Source organism: Bradyrhizobium sp. P3_C3 (assembly GCF_056402655.1).
Genome location: NZ_JBFUGY010000047.1, coordinates 19,015 through 37,102 on the forward strand (window position 1 = coordinate 19,015; position 18,088 = coordinate 37,102).

The 18,088-nt window shown below is 58.8% G+C and carries 24 protein-coding genes; 13 read left to right on the forward strand and 11 right to left on the reverse strand.

All coding sequences use genetic code 11. From position 1 onward, the window contains the following. Positions 1 to 9 precede the first annotated feature (9 nt). The 3 genes from AC1DW2_RS36255 to AC1DW2_RS36265 all read right to left on the reverse strand — a co-directional run bounded on the left by AC1DW2_RS36255 (position 10) and on the right by AC1DW2_RS36265 (position 1,958). Positions 10 to 1,086, reverse strand: coding sequence for a glycosyltransferase family 4 protein (locus tag AC1DW2_RS36255; protein WP_208088261.1), 1,077 nt, complete (start codon positions 1,084 to 1,086; stop codon positions 10 to 12). 140 nt (positions 1,087 to 1,226) lie between these two features. Continuing rightward, entirely contained in the window at positions 1,227 to 1,436 is a 210-nt protein-coding gene (locus AC1DW2_RS36260; protein ID WP_080703855.1) for a hypothetical protein, read from the reverse strand. Between the two features lie 369 nt (positions 1,437 to 1,805). Beyond that, positions 1,806 to 1,958 (reverse strand): hypothetical protein, encoded by a 153-nt coding sequence (locus AC1DW2_RS36265; protein ID WP_155794972.1) that lies wholly within the window; start codon positions 1,956 to 1,958, stop codon positions 1,806 to 1,808. A gap of 819 nt (positions 1,959 to 2,777) precedes the next feature. Here AC1DW2_RS36265 and AC1DW2_RS36270 point away from each other — a divergent pair. The 3 genes from AC1DW2_RS36270 (at position 2,778) to AC1DW2_RS36280 (ending at position 4,771) form a co-directional block, all read left to right on the forward strand. Beyond that, a complete protein-coding gene (locus AC1DW2_RS36270; RefSeq protein ID WP_038936809.1) occupies positions 2,778 to 3,215 on the forward strand; it encodes a YybH family protein in 438 nt (145 codons plus the stop codon). Positions 3,216 to 4,069: 854 nt separating this feature from the next. Further along, positions 4,070 to 4,339: a hypothetical protein gene (locus tag AC1DW2_RS36275; RefSeq protein WP_039147026.1), complete on the forward strand. Its 270-nt coding sequence runs from the start codon at positions 4,070 to 4,072 to the stop codon at positions 4,337 to 4,339. Positions 4,340 to 4,498: 159 nt separating this feature from the next. Further along, a complete protein-coding gene (locus AC1DW2_RS36280) occupies positions 4,499 to 4,771 on the forward strand; it encodes a hypothetical protein (protein ID WP_039147023.1) in 273 nt (90 codons plus the stop codon). 408 nt (positions 4,772 to 5,179) lie between these two features. Here AC1DW2_RS36280 and AC1DW2_RS36285 read toward each other — a convergent pair whose 3' ends face one another. The 3 genes from AC1DW2_RS36285 to AC1DW2_RS36295 all read right to left on the reverse strand — a co-directional run bounded on the left by AC1DW2_RS36285 (position 5,180) and on the right by AC1DW2_RS36295 (position 6,184). Then, on the reverse strand, positions 5,180 to 5,332 hold the full coding sequence (locus AC1DW2_RS36285) for a hypothetical protein (protein ID WP_157788456.1): 153 nt from the start codon (positions 5,330 to 5,332) through the stop codon (positions 5,180 to 5,182). Positions 5,333 to 5,618: 286 nt separating this feature from the next. Continuing rightward, complete coding sequence (locus tag AC1DW2_RS36290) at positions 5,619 to 5,816, reverse strand: hypothetical protein (protein ID WP_080588752.1); 198 nt, start codon at positions 5,814 to 5,816, stop codon at positions 5,619 to 5,621. Positions 5,817 to 6,004: 188 nt separating this feature from the next. Beyond that, positions 6,005 to 6,184, reverse strand: coding sequence for a hypothetical protein (locus AC1DW2_RS36295; RefSeq protein WP_038936801.1), 180 nt, complete (start codon positions 6,182 to 6,184; stop codon positions 6,005 to 6,007). A 538-nt stretch (positions 6,185 to 6,722) separates the two neighbouring features. On the opposite strand from AC1DW2_RS36295, the gene AC1DW2_RS36300 reads away from it, so the two are divergent. Then, positions 6,723 to 7,433, forward strand: a complete 711-nt coding sequence (locus AC1DW2_RS36300; protein WP_039156768.1) for a Crp/Fnr family transcriptional regulator — start codon at positions 6,723 to 6,725, stop codon at positions 7,431 to 7,433. Positions 7,434 to 7,500: 67 nt separating this feature from the next. On the opposite strand, the gene AC1DW2_RS36305 is transcribed toward AC1DW2_RS36300, so the two are convergent. Next, entirely contained in the window at positions 7,501 to 7,713 is a 213-nt protein-coding gene (locus AC1DW2_RS36305) for a DUF6894 family protein (protein ID WP_477008371.1), read from the reverse strand. Positions 7,714 to 8,622: 909 nt separating this feature from the next. On the opposite strand from AC1DW2_RS36305, the gene AC1DW2_RS36310 reads away from it, so the two are divergent. Genes AC1DW2_RS36310 through AC1DW2_RS36325 form a run of 4 tightly spaced genes read left to right on the forward strand, consistent with a single transcriptional unit; the run spans position 8,623 to position 11,430 of the window. Then, positions 8,623 to 9,585 carry a hypothetical protein gene (locus AC1DW2_RS36310; protein ID WP_039147015.1) on the forward strand — a complete coding sequence of 321 codons (963 nt, stop codon included), beginning with the start codon at positions 8,623 to 8,625 and terminating at the stop codon, positions 9,583 to 9,585. Positions 9,586 to 9,596: 11 nt separating this feature from the next. Next, a complete protein-coding gene (locus AC1DW2_RS36315; RefSeq protein ID WP_039147013.1) occupies positions 9,597 to 10,277 on the forward strand; it encodes a hypothetical protein in 681 nt (226 codons plus the stop codon). Continuing rightward, a complete protein-coding gene (locus AC1DW2_RS36320) occupies positions 10,274 to 10,690 on the forward strand; it encodes a phage holin family protein (RefSeq protein ID WP_038937498.1) in 417 nt (138 codons plus the stop codon). The genes AC1DW2_RS36315 and AC1DW2_RS36320 overlap by 4 nt, the downstream gene beginning before the upstream one ends. Next, positions 10,687 to 11,430 carry a hypothetical protein gene (locus AC1DW2_RS36325; protein WP_039147009.1) on the forward strand — a complete coding sequence of 248 codons (744 nt, stop codon included), beginning with the start codon at positions 10,687 to 10,689 and terminating at the stop codon, positions 11,428 to 11,430. The genes AC1DW2_RS36320 and AC1DW2_RS36325 overlap by 4 nt, the downstream gene beginning before the upstream one ends. Before the next feature lie 43 nt (positions 11,431 to 11,473). On the opposite strand, the gene AC1DW2_RS36330 is transcribed toward AC1DW2_RS36325, so the two are convergent. The 4 genes from AC1DW2_RS36330 to AC1DW2_RS36345 all read right to left on the reverse strand — a co-directional run bounded on the left by AC1DW2_RS36330 (position 11,474) and on the right by AC1DW2_RS36345 (position 14,190). Then, complete coding sequence (locus AC1DW2_RS36330) at positions 11,474 to 11,737, reverse strand: GlsB/YeaQ/YmgE family stress response membrane protein (RefSeq protein WP_038935031.1); 264 nt, start codon at positions 11,735 to 11,737, stop codon at positions 11,474 to 11,476. A 34-nt stretch (positions 11,738 to 11,771) separates the two neighbouring features. Continuing rightward, a complete protein-coding gene (locus tag AC1DW2_RS36335) occupies positions 11,772 to 12,224 on the reverse strand; it encodes a YidB family protein (RefSeq protein ID WP_038935029.1) in 453 nt (150 codons plus the stop codon). Positions 12,225 to 13,121: 897 nt separating this feature from the next. Next, the gene (locus AC1DW2_RS36340) at positions 13,122 to 13,244 is read right to left on the reverse strand and encodes a hypothetical protein (RefSeq protein ID WP_256461343.1); all 123 of its coding nucleotides are present in this window, start codon (positions 13,242 to 13,244) and stop codon (positions 13,122 to 13,124) included. 202 nt (positions 13,245 to 13,446) lie between these two features. Further along, positions 13,447 to 14,190 (reverse strand): SDR family NAD(P)-dependent oxidoreductase, encoded by a 744-nt coding sequence (locus AC1DW2_RS36345; RefSeq protein ID WP_244433023.1) that lies wholly within the window; start codon positions 14,188 to 14,190, stop codon positions 13,447 to 13,449. Between the two features lie 137 nt (positions 14,191 to 14,327). Between AC1DW2_RS36345 and AC1DW2_RS36350 the strand changes: the two genes are divergently transcribed. From AC1DW2_RS36350 to AC1DW2_RS36370, 5 genes are all read left to right on the forward strand, one after another. Further along, positions 14,328 to 15,506, forward strand: coding sequence for a zinc-dependent alcohol dehydrogenase (locus AC1DW2_RS36350; protein WP_041959905.1), 1,179 nt, complete (start codon positions 14,328 to 14,330; stop codon positions 15,504 to 15,506). Between the two features lie 26 nt (positions 15,507 to 15,532). After that, on the forward strand, positions 15,533 to 16,801 hold the full coding sequence (locus AC1DW2_RS36355) for a hypothetical protein (RefSeq protein WP_306330529.1): 1,269 nt from the start codon (positions 15,533 to 15,535) through the stop codon (positions 16,799 to 16,801). 202 nt (positions 16,802 to 17,003) lie between these two features. Further along, entirely contained in the window at positions 17,004 to 17,216 is a 213-nt protein-coding gene (locus AC1DW2_RS36360) for a hypothetical protein (protein ID WP_038935022.1), read from the forward strand. Positions 17,217 to 17,320: 104 nt separating this feature from the next. Continuing rightward, the gene (locus tag AC1DW2_RS36365) at positions 17,321 to 17,809 is read left to right on the forward strand and encodes a YciE/YciF ferroxidase family protein (protein WP_038935021.1); all 489 of its coding nucleotides are present in this window, start codon (positions 17,321 to 17,323) and stop codon (positions 17,807 to 17,809) included. Between the two features lie 92 nt (positions 17,810 to 17,901). After that, positions 17,902 to 18,075 (forward strand): hypothetical protein, encoded by a 174-nt coding sequence (locus AC1DW2_RS36370; RefSeq protein ID WP_166350969.1) that lies wholly within the window; start codon positions 17,902 to 17,904, stop codon positions 18,073 to 18,075. Positions 18,076 to 18,088: the final 13 nt, after the last annotated feature.

Sequence of the window (18,088 nt, forward strand, 5' to 3'; positions counted from 1 at the left end):
CAAATCCTTTCATGGTATCGACGGCTGAGCACCTGGGCAAAGGTCCGTTTCCTTCACGCCGGGATCGACGATCAAGCCTCGGTAGGCGCGCTCATACTCTCGCGCCATCCGGCTTGCGGAGAAGCGCGCTTCGAAGCGGGCGCGGACTACCCTCCGGTCGAGACGGCCAAGCTCTCCAACCGCCCTTACCGCCTGGTCCTCATTCTCGACGATGAAACCCGTCACGCCGTCCTCAACGACTTCCGGCACGGATCCGGATCGGTAGGCGATCACGGGCGTCCCGCAAGCCATCGCCTCTATCATGACGAGACCGAAGGGCTCAGGCCAATCGATCGGGAACAGGAGGGCCGCTGCGTCGGCGAGGAACGGCTGCTTTTTCGCATCATCGACTTCCCCCACAAGCTGAACCGTTCGACCATCTATGTGCGGCTCAAGCTTCTTCTTGAAGTATCCGGTCTCACCGCGCGGGATCTTGGCGGCGATGCGCAGTGGCTCTCCGGCCGCCCGCGCGATCTGGATCGCGTCCTCGGGACCTTTCTCCGCCGTAAGGCGACCGAGGAAGGCGAGATAGGATCCCTCATCGAAAGACGGGCGGAAGAGGTGCGAAGGCAGCCCGTGCTGTATCGTGGCGATCCAGTTTGCGTCAGGAAGCGGCACGCGCTGGTGCTCGGATATCGAGATGAAACCCGCGCCGGGAAACTCGCGCACCACGTCCGGCAGGCCGGGGAGGTCTAGCCTACCATGCATCGTGGTCAGGAAGGGCACGCCGAGCCGGCTGAGCAGCGGAAGCGGCAACCAATCGATGTGTGCGTGGATCACGTCGAAGTCTTTCGCGCGCCTGGCGATGGCCTCCAGCAGCACGGCACTGGCCGCATTGGGGTCCACGCCCTTCCGACCGAGGCGCAGCGCGCGTGGCCATACGGGTTGGAGTTTGCCTTTCGTCCTTGAGTCGCCGCTCGCGAATAGTGTGACCTCGTGACCGAGTTCTACCAACTCGTCCACCAACCACGCCACGACCCGCTCGGTGCCGCCGTAGAGCTTTGGGGGAACGCTTTCGGCGAGGGGAGCAAGCTGAGCAATGCGCATCTTGCCGATCCTCTAGACTGGAAACATCAATAGGAGGATCAGCATGATGGCAGCCGAAACGAGCTCGGAGATGATCAACAGCGTCCAGACCGGCCTCGCGGTGCTTGCCACCAATTGCCTGACGAGCTTCTCCATAAGCCTCAACATTCGTCCTTGGGGAGACGGTTCGAGTAGGCCAGGCCGAATCCGGTCAGTTCTTCGACCTCGCTCACGCGCGCTTCCCATCTTCCTTGAAGGTGGCGCCGCAGCAGACAACGCCGGCTGTCCGCGGCATCCACGTCGCGATGCTTCGCGCGATGGAGGGACCAAACTGTATCCACGGCTCGCCGCCGCAGGGCTTCGTCGACCATGTTCCGGGTCCAACAAAATTGACATCGTGGGACGGCAACTCATCGCCCGAGCGGAGGTTTCCTCCCGAAAATCTTAAGCTCAGTGACGGAGCTGGACCGTATCGAGGCCGTGACGGCTCACGGGACACTTGGAGTTCGCCATCGCCGTCCAAGCGCAATCCCATCGCTTCGAGCTCCAGTGCCCGAATGCTAAACCATGGCCGATGCGAGTAAGATCGACGAGCAAGAGCAAACCCTGCGCCGGATTACTTCCATACTTGCCGAGCGGCCGGAGAAGACCCTCGACCCACTTAGATTCAATGGTGTTACTTTTAAGGGCAGCGCGGCAACGTACAGCACTCCCCTTGGTTCCGGTAGAGACGGAGCGCCTTAGTGCTGTTCTAGGGCTCTGATGTCGTCGACGAGGGCGACTTCAATCTGGCGCAGGTGCTCTGCGGTTAGGTCGTTCGGAAATTCCTTGGCGAGCCGCCGGCAGCGCTCTAGGCGCTCTTCCAGTATCCGCTTTTCCCGGTTCTTGTTCATGGAGCGAGCTAGCCCAATCGCGTAAATTCAGCGTCCTTCGTGTCGATTAATGGAGGATCAATCCGTGTGTTCCAGCGCACGTTAAGATAGTGCGGTGGGAAAATATGGCAATCGGGGGTCCAAGCCTGATGCTGCACCCGCGAGATGCTGCACTCGGGATCGTCGGCTTCGGGTCAAGCAAGTTCATAGCCGCAATGGGCCGTTTACCAGCACCTCGACGTAGTCCCGGAGCTTGCCGCTTTTCCGACACTGAAATCCATCGGGTGCGATCTGACCAAGGATTGGCAAAGCTTCACCTGCAAAGATGGCTGGATCGGGCACGTCATCTCGACCGTTCTTAATCTGCCGATACGCTTCCTTGAAGCGCGAGAGCTTACGTTCGGGGCCCGAGTGTCATCCGGTCGTGACTTCACGGCCTGTGACCAACGCAGGGATTTCCGACCTAGGCAATGGTGTGCCGCGTCTCCCATTTGTCAGCGCCGTTGACGGTAATTGCCCGGAATTGCTGTTCCGCGAACTATTGGGTGGAATCCTCCCAACCAACCATGATGAATGTGCCTTCGCAGAACTGGTCATGGTGGTTGAAGTTCGGCGCATGTGTGACCGGTTGCATTAGCGGTGTCATGGCGCGCGATGTGGACTCCCGAGGTGATTGGCGCCGTTGAAGTTAGCGCCGCCTGCACCTCCTTCCTAACCAATGGCCGCTACAGCGCGACCGGCGACGGTGTCTCATGCTGGCGGGAGCACAGCCGCGCGGCAGACTACCGGACTCATTATCTGAGCGATCTGGCAAGGCGTTTTATCCAAAAGGAGTATCCTATGAGGTGGGCTCAAACATCAGCACTAGTCATTTGCCTGCTCGGCGCGCCGGGCGTTTCGTTGGCCGCGGACGCCAAGGGGGACGTGGAGAAGGCTTACGCCGCCTGGGATGCCGCATTCAACAAGCAGGACGAGAAAGCCATCGGGGCTTCCTATGTCGCGACGGCAAAATTGATGCCGCCCACACATCAGGTCGCGTCGGGTCCGGCTGAGATCGAAAAGTTCTTTGCCGGACTCTTCGCCAACGATGTAACGGGTCACAAATTGGAGATGGTCGACGCCGGCGGAGACGACAAAATCGTATTCGGCACAGCCAAGTGGAGTGCCACGGGTAAGGACAAGGAGGGCAAGCCGTCTCCCTTCAGTGGCTTGGCGACGCACGTCTTCGAACGCCAAGCCGATGGATCCCTCAAATTGAGGCTGCAAACGTTCAACTAAAGCGGTCGAGCTTCGTCGGTCCGGTCAGGCGGTGGCCTTGCCGGACACCCAAAAGGGTTACTTGGCCCAGTGCTAGAGATGCCCGCTTTGGCTCAAAACCGGCAATATTCTGGTTGAGCAGAAACTGCTTGAATCCCCTAAGCCGACGTCGGCGCCGTTGATTAGCCCTGATAGGAACGACTCACCAAGCCTTGCGTTGGCGTTGCCATCGATACTCTGCTTCGGAACGCTGACATGCAGAGGGACCTTTGGATTGTGATAGCGGCCTTGTTTTCAATCGCTCTGATCGCGAGTATCTGCACCGCGGCTCTGCCGAAAGCTTCGTTCGGCCACAAGGGTCTGCCCAGTTCCGATCCGTCAGTGCTTTTGGTTTCGGAAAGCAGTCCATATATGCGGAACGAGCGGTAAGACGCGCTACCACTTAAGCACGATTACGCACGCCTATTGACCAACCTCTTGGGGCCGACCTAGGCCCATGCGCAAGCCTCGCGCCGGCGTGCCTGTGCACGCTGATGAATGGGGTTGGTCGATCGGCTTCTATCCCGGCATGGAGCCAGGCACATGGCCGAGTGGCATAGCGGCCACCTTCGAAGCCGCGCGCGAGGCTTTCGGGGCCGCATGGTCGGATCTACAGCCAAACATCACCCACAATGCCTTCGCCGAATGGCGCCAAGACCGCGACTGGCGCGCCGTGATGGCGGCCAAGCGGGCGCGGAGCGAGAAGCTCGACAGCGAGATCCGAAGCACGCTCATTCGCTGCGTCTGCGGCACCACATTCGACAGCTGGAAGCCGGCGGAGAGCTATCCCCACCGCCAGCACATCTATGTCGCCAGGCGGCCAATGGGACATACCGATGAAGCACACCGAAGAACGACCCTACGCAAATCCGGAGGCGGCCGCGCGCAAGCTCGTCGAGCTCGCAGCGAGCGTCGAGGCCGCTCAGGAAGACCGCATCTTTATCGAGAGGATCAACGCGCCCTTCTTGTTCAAGCTGAAGGGCAGTGGCAGCGAGTTCGGCGCCGGGCTCAAACACGCGATCGAGCGCGGTTCGCTCCAGCTGCACGAGAGCGGGACTTACGTGAAGCTAATGCCGTCCAGTGAAGACCTGCTGGCCCGCAAATAAAAGCCTTCTGGCAGCTCTTCCGAAAGCCTGGGCGGTACGGTCCCGACCCGGATTGGTTTCAGAACCCCTGGTAGATTTTCTTTCCTTCTGAACGGACGGTTTAGGAACGTGGCTTCTGCGCTCCCGTTGGCCCCGCACGAATCCAAACAGGAGTTTTCGATGAAGAAGATCATTATGGCTACCGCCGCCCTCGGCCTTATGTGCGGTACCGCCTTCGCTCAGAATTCCAGGCCCGCTTCGCAGTCCGACAACATGCAGAAGCCCGGCATGCACAATACGGACAAAGGTTCGATGACCAAAGGCACCACCGGCATGAGCAAAGACGGCATGGCCAAGGGCGGAATGGTGAAACCCGATGCATCCGGCCAGGGCGGCTCTGGTCCCGGCAGCGACCAAGGCGGCACGAAGGTGGCGCCAGGTAACATGAAGTAAGCCAGTCTCTTCCTGGCTTTACTTCTACGGCCGCGCCGCTTGTCCATGCTGGCGCAGGCGGCCCTACCGCATGCCCATGAACAGCGCCGCAACAAACGGTGCGGCGCCAAAGGCTGCAACGCCAAGGCAGATGCGCGCGTGGACTGAATACGGATTGATGTGGGGCTGTTCGACCAAGGCACGCTCCCATGCTACGCAGGCGGGAGCCCAATCGGTCTCTCAGTCACCGACGCCTAAGGCGGAGTACGGCCGATGATGCGGTGACAATCGATCGCTTGCCAATCGGTTCCAAGCAAGAGTGTTAGTTCGGCGGAACGCCCATCAGAATGGCGCGACGCCATTAAGGCCGCTGGCCTATGCGGAAAAACGAATGCTGCTGATTGAAAAAAGCCGCCAACTAAGGCGGCTTTACTCGTCGATGGATCGCAGCCGGCTTTCCAGATCCGCGATCATCTCTTGGATGCGCGCCTCTGTCTCGGGGTCTAATGCCATCTGTCGGAGGAATGCGCGGTACTTCATGATCTTCATTTCGAGTTCGACGCGTTCGTTTTTTATGACCACCTTGCTTCTCCCCGTTTTAAATATGACGAGGGAGAAGCAAAATTGTTCAATATTAGCAATGTACGGTAGTGGACGCTGCGCGACGCCGGATTGCCTCAATGCATCGTAGGTTTTCTCATGATCTCTATGTAGTCGCGAAAACCGATCCGATGAAGTTTGATCATGACCCTCGCTATTTGTCGAAGCTCGTTTCTGGCGCCGCCGAGGGGAAGTTCGCGAGCGCGCCGCAGCAGTTGTGCAGCGCCTTCAATCAGGGGCGTACCTTCAGGTACCTCTTTGGCTGGTCTCATTTCGGGGCCTGTAAACCGGGCGACCTCAGCCACTCGCTCATTTGAGAGCCGGTCTCTACTTGCCGGGCCTTGCGGATTGCGCGCTCCCGCTCGATACTTGGCGGAAGCGAGCGAGCCTTCTCACGAAGGCGCTTCGCCTCATCTGCAAGGCGATCTTCAAGGGGGACTGTTTGCTTGAAACGGCGTCGCTGCATGGCGCTGCTCCATTCCTGAGGAAGGCGGGAGCGCTAATGGCGTTCTCATCACCGATAAGAGCCAAGGACCGTGCGGTGATGACCGACGTTAGCATTGTTCGATACCGGACATAAGTTCACTTTTGCACCAACGCCAAAAGTTAATGAAACAGACTCCGGAGCTCCCAAAATCAAAGCAGGACGAGCAGCTAGTCAATCGCGGTCTTGATTTGCCCGACTTTTCTCGCGAGTTGCCAGATCTCGACGTCGTGACCGTCGACGAGGCGCCTTGCCTTTTGCAAGGCTTCTTCATCGTCCACAGCATCGAAGCCATGGGCGCCGAAAATGTGTCCGTCCTGATCGAGGAGGTACGCGCGGTAATCCTTCACGTGGGCGCGCGAAGTCCGGGAGACAGCAGCCACTCACTTATGTGCGAGCCGGTCTCCGCTTGGCGCGCTCGGCGAATGGCTTCGTCGCGTAACCTGCCAAGTGGAAGACTCTCGGCTTCTTCTCGCAGGCGCCTCGCCTCTTGAGCGAGACGTCCTTCGAGTGAGAGTATTTGTTTGAAACGGCGTCGCTGCTGCTGCATGGCGCCGCTCCCTGTGAGAGAGGGCGGGAGCGCAACCGGCGTTCTCATCACCGATAACAGCCAATGTCCTCGCGGTGACCCCCTGAGTGTCCGATATCGGACCAAGAAAAGCGAGTCCCAAATACTTCGCCGCGGCCAGGAACGAAGTCTCGCCCTAGACTTTGCCCTATGTAGAGGGTTTTTCCCGTCGTGAGTTTCCCCGACCTGTAGCGTCGCTGTGACGGAAATCGGACCGACAGGCTGACCTAAAGTTCCCTATACAAGCTATTCCCGCTTGCGTGCTCTCGGAGCGCATCCGTCCCGCGGAGATCGGCCCGACCGACCGGGCGGGAGCCGCATTGGCCAAAAACAGCGCTTCGGCGAAACATACCAACAATCTTCTCGGATCTTTGCCGCACGCTCAATTTAGTTTGCTCTCACCTTACATGGTCGTCGAGCAACTCGACCAGGGTGTAATCCTCATCGAAGCCGGAGACGAGACCGAAAACGTCTACTTCCCACACCTGGGCATGCTCTCGCTGCTAGCCGTCTTGAAGGACGGCAGGGCGATCGAAACCGCGACCGTTGGCCGGGAAGGCGTTGTTGGAGCCATGGCCGGACTTGGCGCGCATATTTCTCTTGTTCGGGTCGTTGTGCAGCTCAAAGCCGAGGTGACAAGAATTCCGGCAAGCCGATTTCGCAAGGCAACGGGAGAAAGCACCACACTGCGAAACCTCTGCGTAGGCTACAACGAAATCCTGTTATCTCAAGCCCGGATCAATGTCGCTTGCAATGCCGTTCATGTCATTGAAGCGCGCTTCTGCCGATGGCTCCTCCAAACGGCTGACACCGCAGGAAGCAACACCATTAATCTAACCCAACAGTTCCTGGCCGAGATGCTGGGCGTGCGGCGCACCTCGGTCACAGAGGTCGCAAGAAAAATACAGAACACCGGCGCCATTCACTACGCCCGTGGAGAAATCAGCATCCTCGATCGGCAGATTCTCGCACGTTTATCTTGCGAATGTTACACGACGCTGGTGGAGCAATCGAAGAGTTTGAGCAGATAGCCGCCACCTTCGAAGCCGCGCGCGAGGCCCGATGCCTTCGTCGCGCGACTGCGTCCACAGAAAGCACCTAAGTGGGGTTGATTTCAGCGGTTAGCGTGAGGGTGAGCAAAGTTCGACCTTCCTTGGGCGAAGGGCCGTCCGTGACCTTCAACTCCCATGGTATCCCCTTCCACATGTCGGTGGGATGCTCAGACGTCAGGACATTACCTGCGTACTTCACTGCCTCAAGTTTCGCTGCCTCGGTGTCGGCCACTTCAACGCCGACGTCATCGATAAGCATTTTCCGTTCAAAATATGGAAGTAGTAGCGCGGCATAGACGCTCCTCCGTTTGGGCGGGAGCGCGGTCGTGTCTCTCAGTCAGGGGTTGCCTTGATCGGTCCCGGTGATAGAGGGACAAGAGCAGCTACAGGGTGGCGTTCCTAATTAGGCCACCGCGCTCGGAAAGCAAATACCGAGACAGAAGAGCTCGCCGACCAGCTCGCCGAACGGCTCAACGAGCATGCGCACCAAGAAGAGCACCATCGCTGGTCCGCTTGAGAAGTAAGCGCCACCCCGCGTTGAGCGGCAGCTCCGTTAGCGCACGTTTAAGGTGGTCCCCGCTCGCGCTGAGCCCTCGAGCGCTCTGTGCCGGCCCAGACAACACTGGTCAACTATTCCTGGGAAAGCATTTCGCGGAAAATCGACATTTGAGCACGCCTCTCCAGCGAAAAGGCCCAGTCTCGATCGCGACCTCCCGGCCAGGACGTCGTTCGTTGAACTCAAACCCGTCCCAAAGCCCGCGCTCCTCGCGGTACAGGGAGTATGCCCGGTAACAACCACAAGGCTCCTGGCTTAGGTGGGAAGCGAATTTGCTCGAACGCATTTCCGCCAGCCGCGGCAGAATGTCTCGATTTGAGCTGCGATAACTTTAACAAGGCAGGCAGTGCCGCCGATCGTATCGGATCGCTTGTGCCCGCCCGCGCAAGCGCGAGTCCTGCGAGATCCTACGATCGGACGCGACATTCCCCGAGCTCCCCTCTCGGCACGCCACCGCTGCTCCGACTTTTTCACGTACCAAAGTCTTGCGCGCAGCGGAGAGTTTGGCCGGCGGCGCGTCACCCTTGTTCAGTTAGGAACGATTCAACAAAGCGTGTGTTCGTCCTTAGATCCAAGAAATGAAGCACAAGAATAAAGCAAGAGGGTGAAGCGATGGCGCGATCAGTGGAGGAGTTGAGGCATGAGTCCGAACGCAGCCGCGCAGAGCTGGCAGCTACGGTAGGGCGACTAAGAGACCAGATATCGGACACCGCCGAGGACATCCGCCACAAGGTCTCGCCGCAGCACATTAAATCCGAAGTCTCCGAATATGTCAGCCACAAGACCCAAAGCTGGATTGAAGGGCTCAAGCAGCAGATCATGAGCAATCCCATGCGCGCAGTGGCCGCGGGCGCTGCGGTAGGAATTCCGCTGCTGCGATTGGCGCGAGGTGTCCCGTTGCCACTTCTGATGATCGGCGCCGGGCTTGCCCTGACCTCGAAGACAGTGCGTGATCGCGCTGCGGACGCTTCCGGTCCGGCAATGGATAGAGCGGGAGAAATGCTCGAGGAGTTGACGGAGGGTGCCCGGGCCATGCAGGGCGACGCCACAGAAAAGCTATCCTCCGCTCGAAGCCGAGCCGCTGGCATGGCTGAAGACGCACAAGATCGGGCCGTCGGCCTTGCGGATGATCTGCGGACAGGCGCAACAAAGGCTGCCAGTTTTGCAGGTGAAAAACTCAAGAGTGGCATCGACGCAGCCAAGGATGCGGCGACGAACGCGCCTGACCAGGCCCGTCAGACCATCGGCGACAATGCTGCTCTGATCGGAGGCTTGGGCATCGCGATCGGCGCTATCATCGCTGCGGCTCTTCCCGAGACCAAGGTTGAAGGCAAGGTGATGGGTCGGGCCAGCGATGGCGTGAAGCAGGCTGCGGCCGCTGCGGCCCAATCCGGATTCGAGGCAGCGAAAGAGACAACCACGTCGGCAGCCGACGCGGCGGCGCAAAAGGTCGCCGAGGCCGATCTCGGCACCCACGCCAGTCGTATGACGCAGGATGTCGCGGGCATTCTGAAAGAGGCTGCGGACGACGTCGTCAAAGCCGCCTTTAGCCCCTCCCAAAACACCAACACCTGAAGGAAACCATCATGAACGATGTGGACCCGAACAACATTACGCAGTTCGCGCCTAACCGAGACAAGGGCCCCTCGAAGGATCTGAAGGAACAGATCGGTGAAGCCGGTGCAGAGATGAAGCAGCGCGCTGGCGATGCCTTTCAGGCAACGGCCGATCTCGCGCGGGACAAATTCAGCGAAGCGGCGGATGCAGCAAAAGGGGTGACGGAAGGGACTGTGGACCAGATCCAGAGCCAGGCCCGCGAGCAGCAGCGGACGGGCGCCGATTTCGTTGAGCGCCTCGCAGGCAACATGCGTGAAGCCGGCCGAGCATTCGAGAGCGACGTACCGTTCGCTGCACGCGGCATCGGTTCTGCTGCCGACTATGTCGAAGAAGCCGCCCAGAAGATCCGCGATGGCAGCTTCCGGGATCTCGTAGAAGGCGCAACTGATTTCGCCAAGCGTCAGCCCGCGGCCTTTCTCGGAATATCAGTGCTGGCAGGCTTCGCAGCGGTCCGCTTCCTAAAAGCATCCGGCGAGCAATCGTCATCATCAAAGCGGAGTGGCACAGCGGACAAATCGTCGTCGGAAGACGCTCATAAGTCCCGTGACGCCCCGTTCTCGGCGAGAGAAGAAACTTGGCCTCAAGGTTCCGCGCGGCCCGGTCCGAGTTCGCAACAGACGTCATCCTCACAGGGCAACACCGTACCATGAGCATCGAGCACGATATCAAAACCAGCCGGGGCGAGTTTCGGGCCATCTCGACGCTGCTGGGCGATACCATGTCGCAGTTTGCCAAGCTCTTCCAGAACGAAATAGACTTGGCCAAGGCGGAGGTTGGCGACAAGCTTCAGAAACTCGGTGGCGCGCTGGGTTTGATTGCAGGTGGTGCCGTTCTGGTGATTCCGGCGATCGTCATGGCACTGTTTGCCCTGTCCGCGGCGTTGGTCTCCGCAGGATGGTCACAACCGGTATCGTATCTCACATCGGCGTTCATAGCGGCGGTAATCGCTGCCGTGCTCTTTGCAGTCGGCATCAAACGACTTGATATGCGCAATCTGGCACCTCAAGAAACGATCGGCCAGCTTGAAAAGGATAAGGACACCATGAAAGGAATGGTGCGATGAGCAACACAAAGAGCGGTTTTATCGACAATTTGGTGACGGCGGCCCGGGAAAACCCCCTTGCCGCTGCGCTTATCGGAGGTGGAGCGCTTTGGCTGGTGGCTGGCGACCAGAAGCTGAAGACCGCGACCCGCTCGGCTGTGGATGCAGTTTCACCCGTGGCCGATGCTGGGACGAGTCCTCTCAGGTCGGCAGCGTCGGCTATTAAGCAGACTGTGGCGCCTCCAACGGCACCTGAAATGGACGACGAGGGATCGCTGGGCGTCGGCGAAACTTTGCGCGGCGCCACCGCAGCGGATTCCGATGCAGTCTCAGGAGCTGCCGACAGCGTTCAGGATCGGTTCGACGATGGCGTCGCCTTCTTGCAGGAGAACTTTGGCAAGCTCGGCAATGCGCTTCCAGGTAAGGAAGCACTCACCGGTGCGCAATCGTCACTAACTGAGTTGCTTGAAAGACAACCCCTAGTGCTTGGGATTGTGGGCATGGCGATCGGGGCAGCAGTCGCAGGCGCGTTTCGCGCTTCCGAAATTGAGAACGAATATATCGGCAAAGTCGCCGACGAAATGAAGGCCGACCTTAATCGTCGCGCCGGCGCGGTATCGCAGGCCTTGCGTGAAGCCTCAGATACAGTGATCGCAGAAGTCGGCGACAAAGGTGCCGAAGCCCTGGATAGGGTAAAGCAAACCGGCATGGATGCCGCCGAGGCAGCCACCGCCAAAGTAAGGTCCCCCCTACCCGGCTAAGGTTGCGGAATGAACGGAGCTCGCCTTGATGCCCCCACTTTCATCAGATTGGTCTTCGTTGTCTGCCGACCACAAAGCCATAGACAAATAGCACGATGACCGCGCCGACCACGGCGCCTATCAACCCTGCGCCTTCGCCAGGACGATACCAGCCAAGGGCTTGCCCAAGGTAAGTCGCAACGAAGGCACCAACGATCCCAAGGATGGTCGTTAGGATGAACCCGGCTGGTTCGTTGTCCCCCGGCATGATGAACTTGGCTATCACCCCGGCGATGAAGCCAATAACGATGGTCCAAAGAATGCTCATTCTTCATTCCTTTCAAAAGCGACGTGGCGGCAGTTCAATTGGGTAGGCGTCCCTCCGGCGTATATTTGTCGACTGCTGAGGGGAGCTCCCGGGATAGCCTTGCGAGAATCTCCTCTTGAGAAAGCCCGGTCTCCAGTTCAAGCTTTTCCAACACGTCTGGGCCTATTGCTTCCCTCAGCTGCGGAGGCGAAATGTTCTTATTGGGCCCTGCGCTGATCCAGGACTGAGCTACGTCACCGCGGCCATTTTGATTGAATTTCTCCAGCAGCTCGCCGATCCCTCCTTGAAGCAGTCCGCTGACTCCGGCCCCGCTGAGCATGCCCGTAAGATTGCTGAGCAGCCCACCAAGCGGCTGTTGAGAACTACGGGGCTCTAACGCCCCCGCTCCCGGGCCCTTTAGCAACTCCGCCAGCTTGTCTCGATTCTGATATCCGGCAATGGCGAGCAGTCCTAAAAGCGCAGTCATGGACGGCATTCCGCGGGTCATTTTGCAACTCCGTGATAAGGTTAGACAGCTCGAACTCTGACGCATCGGTTCTGTTCCTAGGCACGCGAACGCAGCCTACCGCCCGGAAGTCTTAGGCCGAAGCCGCCTTAGTCGATGGGAGAACAGAAGCGCAGGTCATCTCTGAGGGTTGTATGCGGGGGCCGTCATGGCCGTTAGATGTTCCAACGTTCTGGGGCCAATGTCGATGATTCTCGCGCTTCAACCTTATCTCGACAATTCCCTGCGAACTGCTGCGGCGGAGTTTCCGATGCCTCGCTTTGGGTTCTTCGCGATGCTGGAAAAGCTTCCGTTCGTGAACAACTCTGCACAGTACTCAACACGCACACCCTTACGCTTGCACAAGAACTCATAATACGCGCTCTCATCAATGTCCTGGAAGCGCCCCCAACGGCTGACGTCGTAAACGAGTATGCCGCCAAAGTCCGCGCGCCCACACTGAACGTCGTCGATCCGATCTAAAAGACCCTTCCTATTCTTGATTTGAAGTCCGCTTTTGGCGGCGATTGCCGCCAATCTGAGGCCCGATTGACTATAACTGATAGTCGGTCGACATCCTAAGTACTGCGCTGCACGGCGTGCTCGCTGTACCTTTGGCAACTAGCTCTTGTGCTGAACCAGCGAGCACCGCGAACGCGCACGTAGCCGTGCGCCGGTCGGCCCACGACTGGTTGTTCCGTCCATTTCACCGCTTCATCCATCAATGAACTCCTCGCCCTCCACGCCGAGGAAAGACAACCGCTGTGTAACCCTACGATCCTATGCACCGATACGGCGACGGCAGAATATATGGATCCTCTGGCTTTCCTCTACTAGACGGCGAGCACGAGAAGCAGGGCCACCACCAACCTCTCGCGCTCGGCCTGGGAGTTTTTCCGCCTAGCAATCATTGTCGCGGGCGCCGGTGGTCGTCTTCGACTGTTCAGCTGCCGTCGGCTGGCTTTGCATCTGGCGCTGGGCGTCCTGCGACGAGGTTGCGGTGTTCTCGCTCGACTTGCTCATGGCAGAAGTTGGCGGATGCTCCTTGGCGTTTGGCGAGGGGGTGCCCGTGCTCGTACTCGCTTGGCCCGTCGTGACGGGTCCAGAGCCGGCATCGCGGTTAGCTGTATTGCAAGGGCCGCCGAAAGCGATAGTTGAGCTGAAAGCCAAGACGGCGCCAACCAGCATTGATTTCGTAAGCATGACATTTCCTCCTGTTCGCCGGCTAATGCTTGGCGGAGCCAGGTTCCGCCATTTTACGATGCTGTTTTGCGAGCATCTCCGCGGGCGTCACATTTGCCACTGCAGACTGGACAACATCGCCCTCGCCTTTCACCATGGCGTCGAAGCCCTGGCGCGCGACCATGGCAGGATCGTCTTTGTCCTCTGAGCCCACCTTGGTGTCGAGCATGTCGGCGCGCTTGAAAAACTCGGTCTCGGTCGCGCCCTGCATGAGGCAGGTCACGCTGATTTCGGTATCGCGAAGCTCCTCGCAAAGCGCAAACGACAGTGAATTCAGATAGGCCTTCGACGCGTTGTAAACGGCCTGGAAGCTGCCGGGCGTAAAGCCGGCAATCGAGCCCGTGATTAAAATGCGCTCCTGATTACGCCGGCTCATGTCGTTTCCGAGCCTATGCAGCAAACAAGTCGTCCCGGTCACATTCGTGTCGATGACATCGCGAATGCGGGCGAGGTCCTGATCGAGAAACGGATGCCCAAGTCCACGCCCGGCATTCGCCGTGAGCACGTCGATCGGACGGCCCCCGATGGCCGCGTGGAGCTTGTCGATGCCTTCCTGCTTGGCGAGGTCGAGGTGGAGCGCCTCGACGACCTCCGCGCCAGGCTCACGTCGCAGGTCGGCGGCCGCCTTTTCAATTTCCACCTCGTCTGCGGCAATCCGAAGGTCATACCCTTCGCGCGCACATATGCGCGCAAACTGGTAACCGATTCCCGTCGATGCGCCGGTCACGATTGCCTGTCCATCTCGGCTCTCCGCTATCTCCCAAGTTACCTTTCCAATCGCGCTAGGCAGCCGCCGTTCCTAACGCGATAGGACTTCGAGACGCAAGCAAGCTTAGCCGTCATCATTCGCTTGGAGTTCCCTACATGAAAGCTCTCACCTGGCACGGCAAAGGCGACATCCGGTGCGAGACCGTGCCGGATCCCAAGATCGAGCATGGACGCGACGCCATCATCAAGGTGACTGCCTGCGCGATCTGCGGTTCGGACCTGCATCTGCTCGACGGCGTCATGCCGAGCATGGAAAAAGGCGACGTGGTGGGCCACGAGACGATGGGCGAGGTCGTCGAAGTCGGCAAAGCCAATACCAAGCTCAACGTCGGCGACCGCGTCGTGGTGCCCTTCACGATCTCCTGCGGTGAATGCTTCTTCTGCAAGAACGGCTTCTACTCCGGATGCGAGCGGTCCAACCCCAACGCCAAGATGGCCGAGAAGATGTGGGGGCATTCTCCGGCCGGTTTGTTCGGTTATTCGCATATGCTCGGTGGTTTTGCCGGCGGTCAGGCGGAGTACCTGCGCGTGCCCTACGCCGATGTCGGTCCTTACAAGGTCCCGGAAGGTCTCACCGATGAACAGGTGCTGTTCCTGTCGGACATCTTTCCGACCGGCTACATGGCCGCCGAGTTCTGCAACATAAAGGGCGGCGAAACAGTGGCTGTCTGGGGATGCGGTCCTGTCGGGCAGTTCGCTATCAAGAGCGCGTTTTTGTTGGGGGCGGAGCGCGTGCTAGCGATCGATACCGTTCCTGAACGGTTGGCACTCGCCAGACAATCGGGTGCAATCACACTCGATTTCCAGAACGACGACATCTACGATCGCATCCAGGAGTTGACCGGCGGGCGCGGCGCGGATGCCTGCATCGACGCCGTTGGCACCGAGCCTGAAACCACTGCCAGCATTGGCTCTGTGATCGACCGGATCAAGGTCGCGACCTTCATGGGAACGGACAGGCCGCACGTTCTTCGACAGGCGATCGAGTGCTGCCGAAATTTCGGCACGGTTTCGATCGTCGGCGTCTATGGCGGGTATCTGGACAAGATTCCTATGGGCAGCGCCATTAATCGCGGCCTCACCTTCCGGATGGCCCAGACCCCCGTCCAGCATTACATGCCGAAGCTTATGGAGCGCATCCAAAAGGGCGAAATCGATCCATCCTTCGTCATCACCCATCGGGCAACACTCGAGGAGGGGCCGGAACTTTACAAGACCTTCCGGGACAAGAAGGACGGTTGCATCAAAGTTGTGATGAAGCCTTTCGGAGCCTGACGACTGCCGGCTATCCGAGCAGGATTATGATGGAGAGCACAGACGCGTATTTCGATCGCAAGCTGGAAGAACTGAAGCTTCTGAACAGCTGCCTGGCTGCACCGCTATCACTGGATCTCCCTGATTCGGTCGCCGAAGTCATTCGTCGTAAATTTCAGCTAACCGCAGCCCTCAGAGCCGCGCATGAGATGCAGGAGTGGAACGCCACCGAGACCGCATGGGCCGGCAGCGCGCGTCCATCCAGCGGGCCCTTCAAGTTTCAATATGACTATCAACGCGCTGACCTGGCCGTAGAAGGACCGTCATTCTATGCGCTCGATGAGCGGCACGTTCGACAAACGCTCTACACAGCATCGGGAATGGGGGCGATTGCTTCGCTACTCCTCGCACTCTCCAAGTCGATGAAAGGTGGCGAGGTCGTTGCGCTGCCAGGCTCTTACGGGGAAACATTAGAACTGATCGACGGCTATGCGCAGCAACTGCACCTGGTAATCGGGTCGATCCAGAGTTTCTCGACGGACAGTACCTCTCGCAGAGTCCTGTTGCTGGATTCATGCATCGCGTCTCGCGATTTCGGCGATGTCGTCAATTGCGGAAAGCCGCATTTCGACCTCATCATCTTCGACACAACATGTTTCACCGGCAGTTCGGGACGTATTGAGCAGGTAATCAGGTGGTCGAGGCGCCGGGGCGTTCCGCTGATCCTGGTCCGGAGTCACAATAAGTTGGATTCGTTGGGTGCGGAGTACGGGCGGCTAGGTTCCATTACGTTGATCCGCAGCGATTTCGCGACACAGCGGATTCCTTCCTCATGCCTCGAAGAGCTTATGGCGGAAACGCGCAACGCCATAAGGCTCCTGGGCAACGCAGCCTTACCCGCGCACTTTCCGCCATTCGTAGGCACATCCGCTTACCGTCGCCTGACGAGGAGGCGTATGGCCTCGATCCTTCGCAACGGTCGTTTCTCCTCCCGGCATTTCGCCTTGAGGCTGCGAGGCGTGCCGTCGCAGTTGCAGCCCGTTCACGGACTATACGTCACGTTGGGATCTCGCGAACCTCTCGACGAAGCGGCAGCCCGGCAGGCGGCCGCAGCCATGAGCGAGGAGCTAAGCGAAGTCGGCTTTCCAATCCGTCACGCTGGAAGTTTCGGCTTTGATTTTGCCGCGACCGAATGGTTTCACGACCTGACGACCGACCGTTACAGCGTCCGCATCGCCGTGCCTGATCTCCCCTCGAGCCTTTGGATCGCTCTGACGCGAGCGATCGGCGACTGGTGGCTTGCTTCAGTTTCCTGATCCTGAGCGTTAGAGACAATGCTCAGTCAAGGTCAGGCTCGTTATATTGGCCTTTCAATCCTGGACTGGCCTGCACGGGAAGGCCGTTGGACCTGGAATGCCCATCTCGACCCATGACTGACGAACAGTGAGAGCACGAAGCTCTGCCGTGAGGCCGATACCCCGGACAAGTCGGGCCAGCTTCTCGCACGTCAGGGCGCACATGATCTCATCGACGATTTTCGTACAGAAGGCGCAACCACAAGAATTCGTCGTGCGCCTGACCCTAGTTTTCTCTGAGTTGCGCAACGATCCGTTTGCCGAGCATGGGCTGGATATGCGTAGCGCCTTCGACAACCCGCCAGCCCGCATCCCGCTTGCACATCAGAGGGCAAGCGGCCCGATCGTCAACATCTTTGCAGTTCTTGCGACGTAGGGCGGCTCGCTGAAGCCAGAATCGGCCGGGCTGCTTTTGGCTAGGAACAATCGTCTCAACCTCATGTTGCCGTGCATCAATCCTTTTGCTTATGGAGCGTTCCAATGGCCGACAAAGATCTAAATGCGCTTTTCCTCGATACGCTCAAGGATATCTACTACGCCGAAAAACAGATCTATAAGGCTCTGCCGAAGATGGCGAAGGCCGCCAATTCCGATCAACTTCGGGCGGCATTTGAAAAACATCACGATGAGACCGAAGGTCAAATCGTTCGCCTCGAACAGATCTTCGAGCTTCTCGAAAAGCCGGCGCGCGGAAAGAAGTGTGACGCGATCGAAGGCATTCTCGATGAGGGCACCGAGATCATGGACGAGTACAAGGGTGAGCCGGCACTTGATGCCGGGCTCTTGGCTGCCGCTCAGGCGGTCGAGCATTATGAGATATCCAGGTACGGGACGCTTAAGAGCTGGGCCACGAAGCTTGGTATGAAGGATGCGGTCAAGTTGTTGGATCAGACGTTGGCCGAAGAGAAGAAGACCGACGATGCGCTGACAAAGCTTGCTGAGACGGCAGTCAACGCGGAAGCAGCCTGAACCACCCTGTAAGGATCGGGAAGCGCCGCCCTTCGGACGGCCCTTCCCGGCTCTCAATGCAGCGTTGCGTTTCGATTTAGAAAGACAATCACATGAGTGAAAAGTTCAATTCGGCGCCGACTGACAAACACGCCGCCGATCCCAAGCAGGAAATGCGCCGTGATAAGAAGCAAGACGATGAACTTGAGAGAGGCTTGAAAGACAGCTTGCCGGCTTCTGACCCGGTGAGTAGCACGCAGCCCACAAAGGCCGCGCCTAACGCCTAGTTGGTCTAGTTGG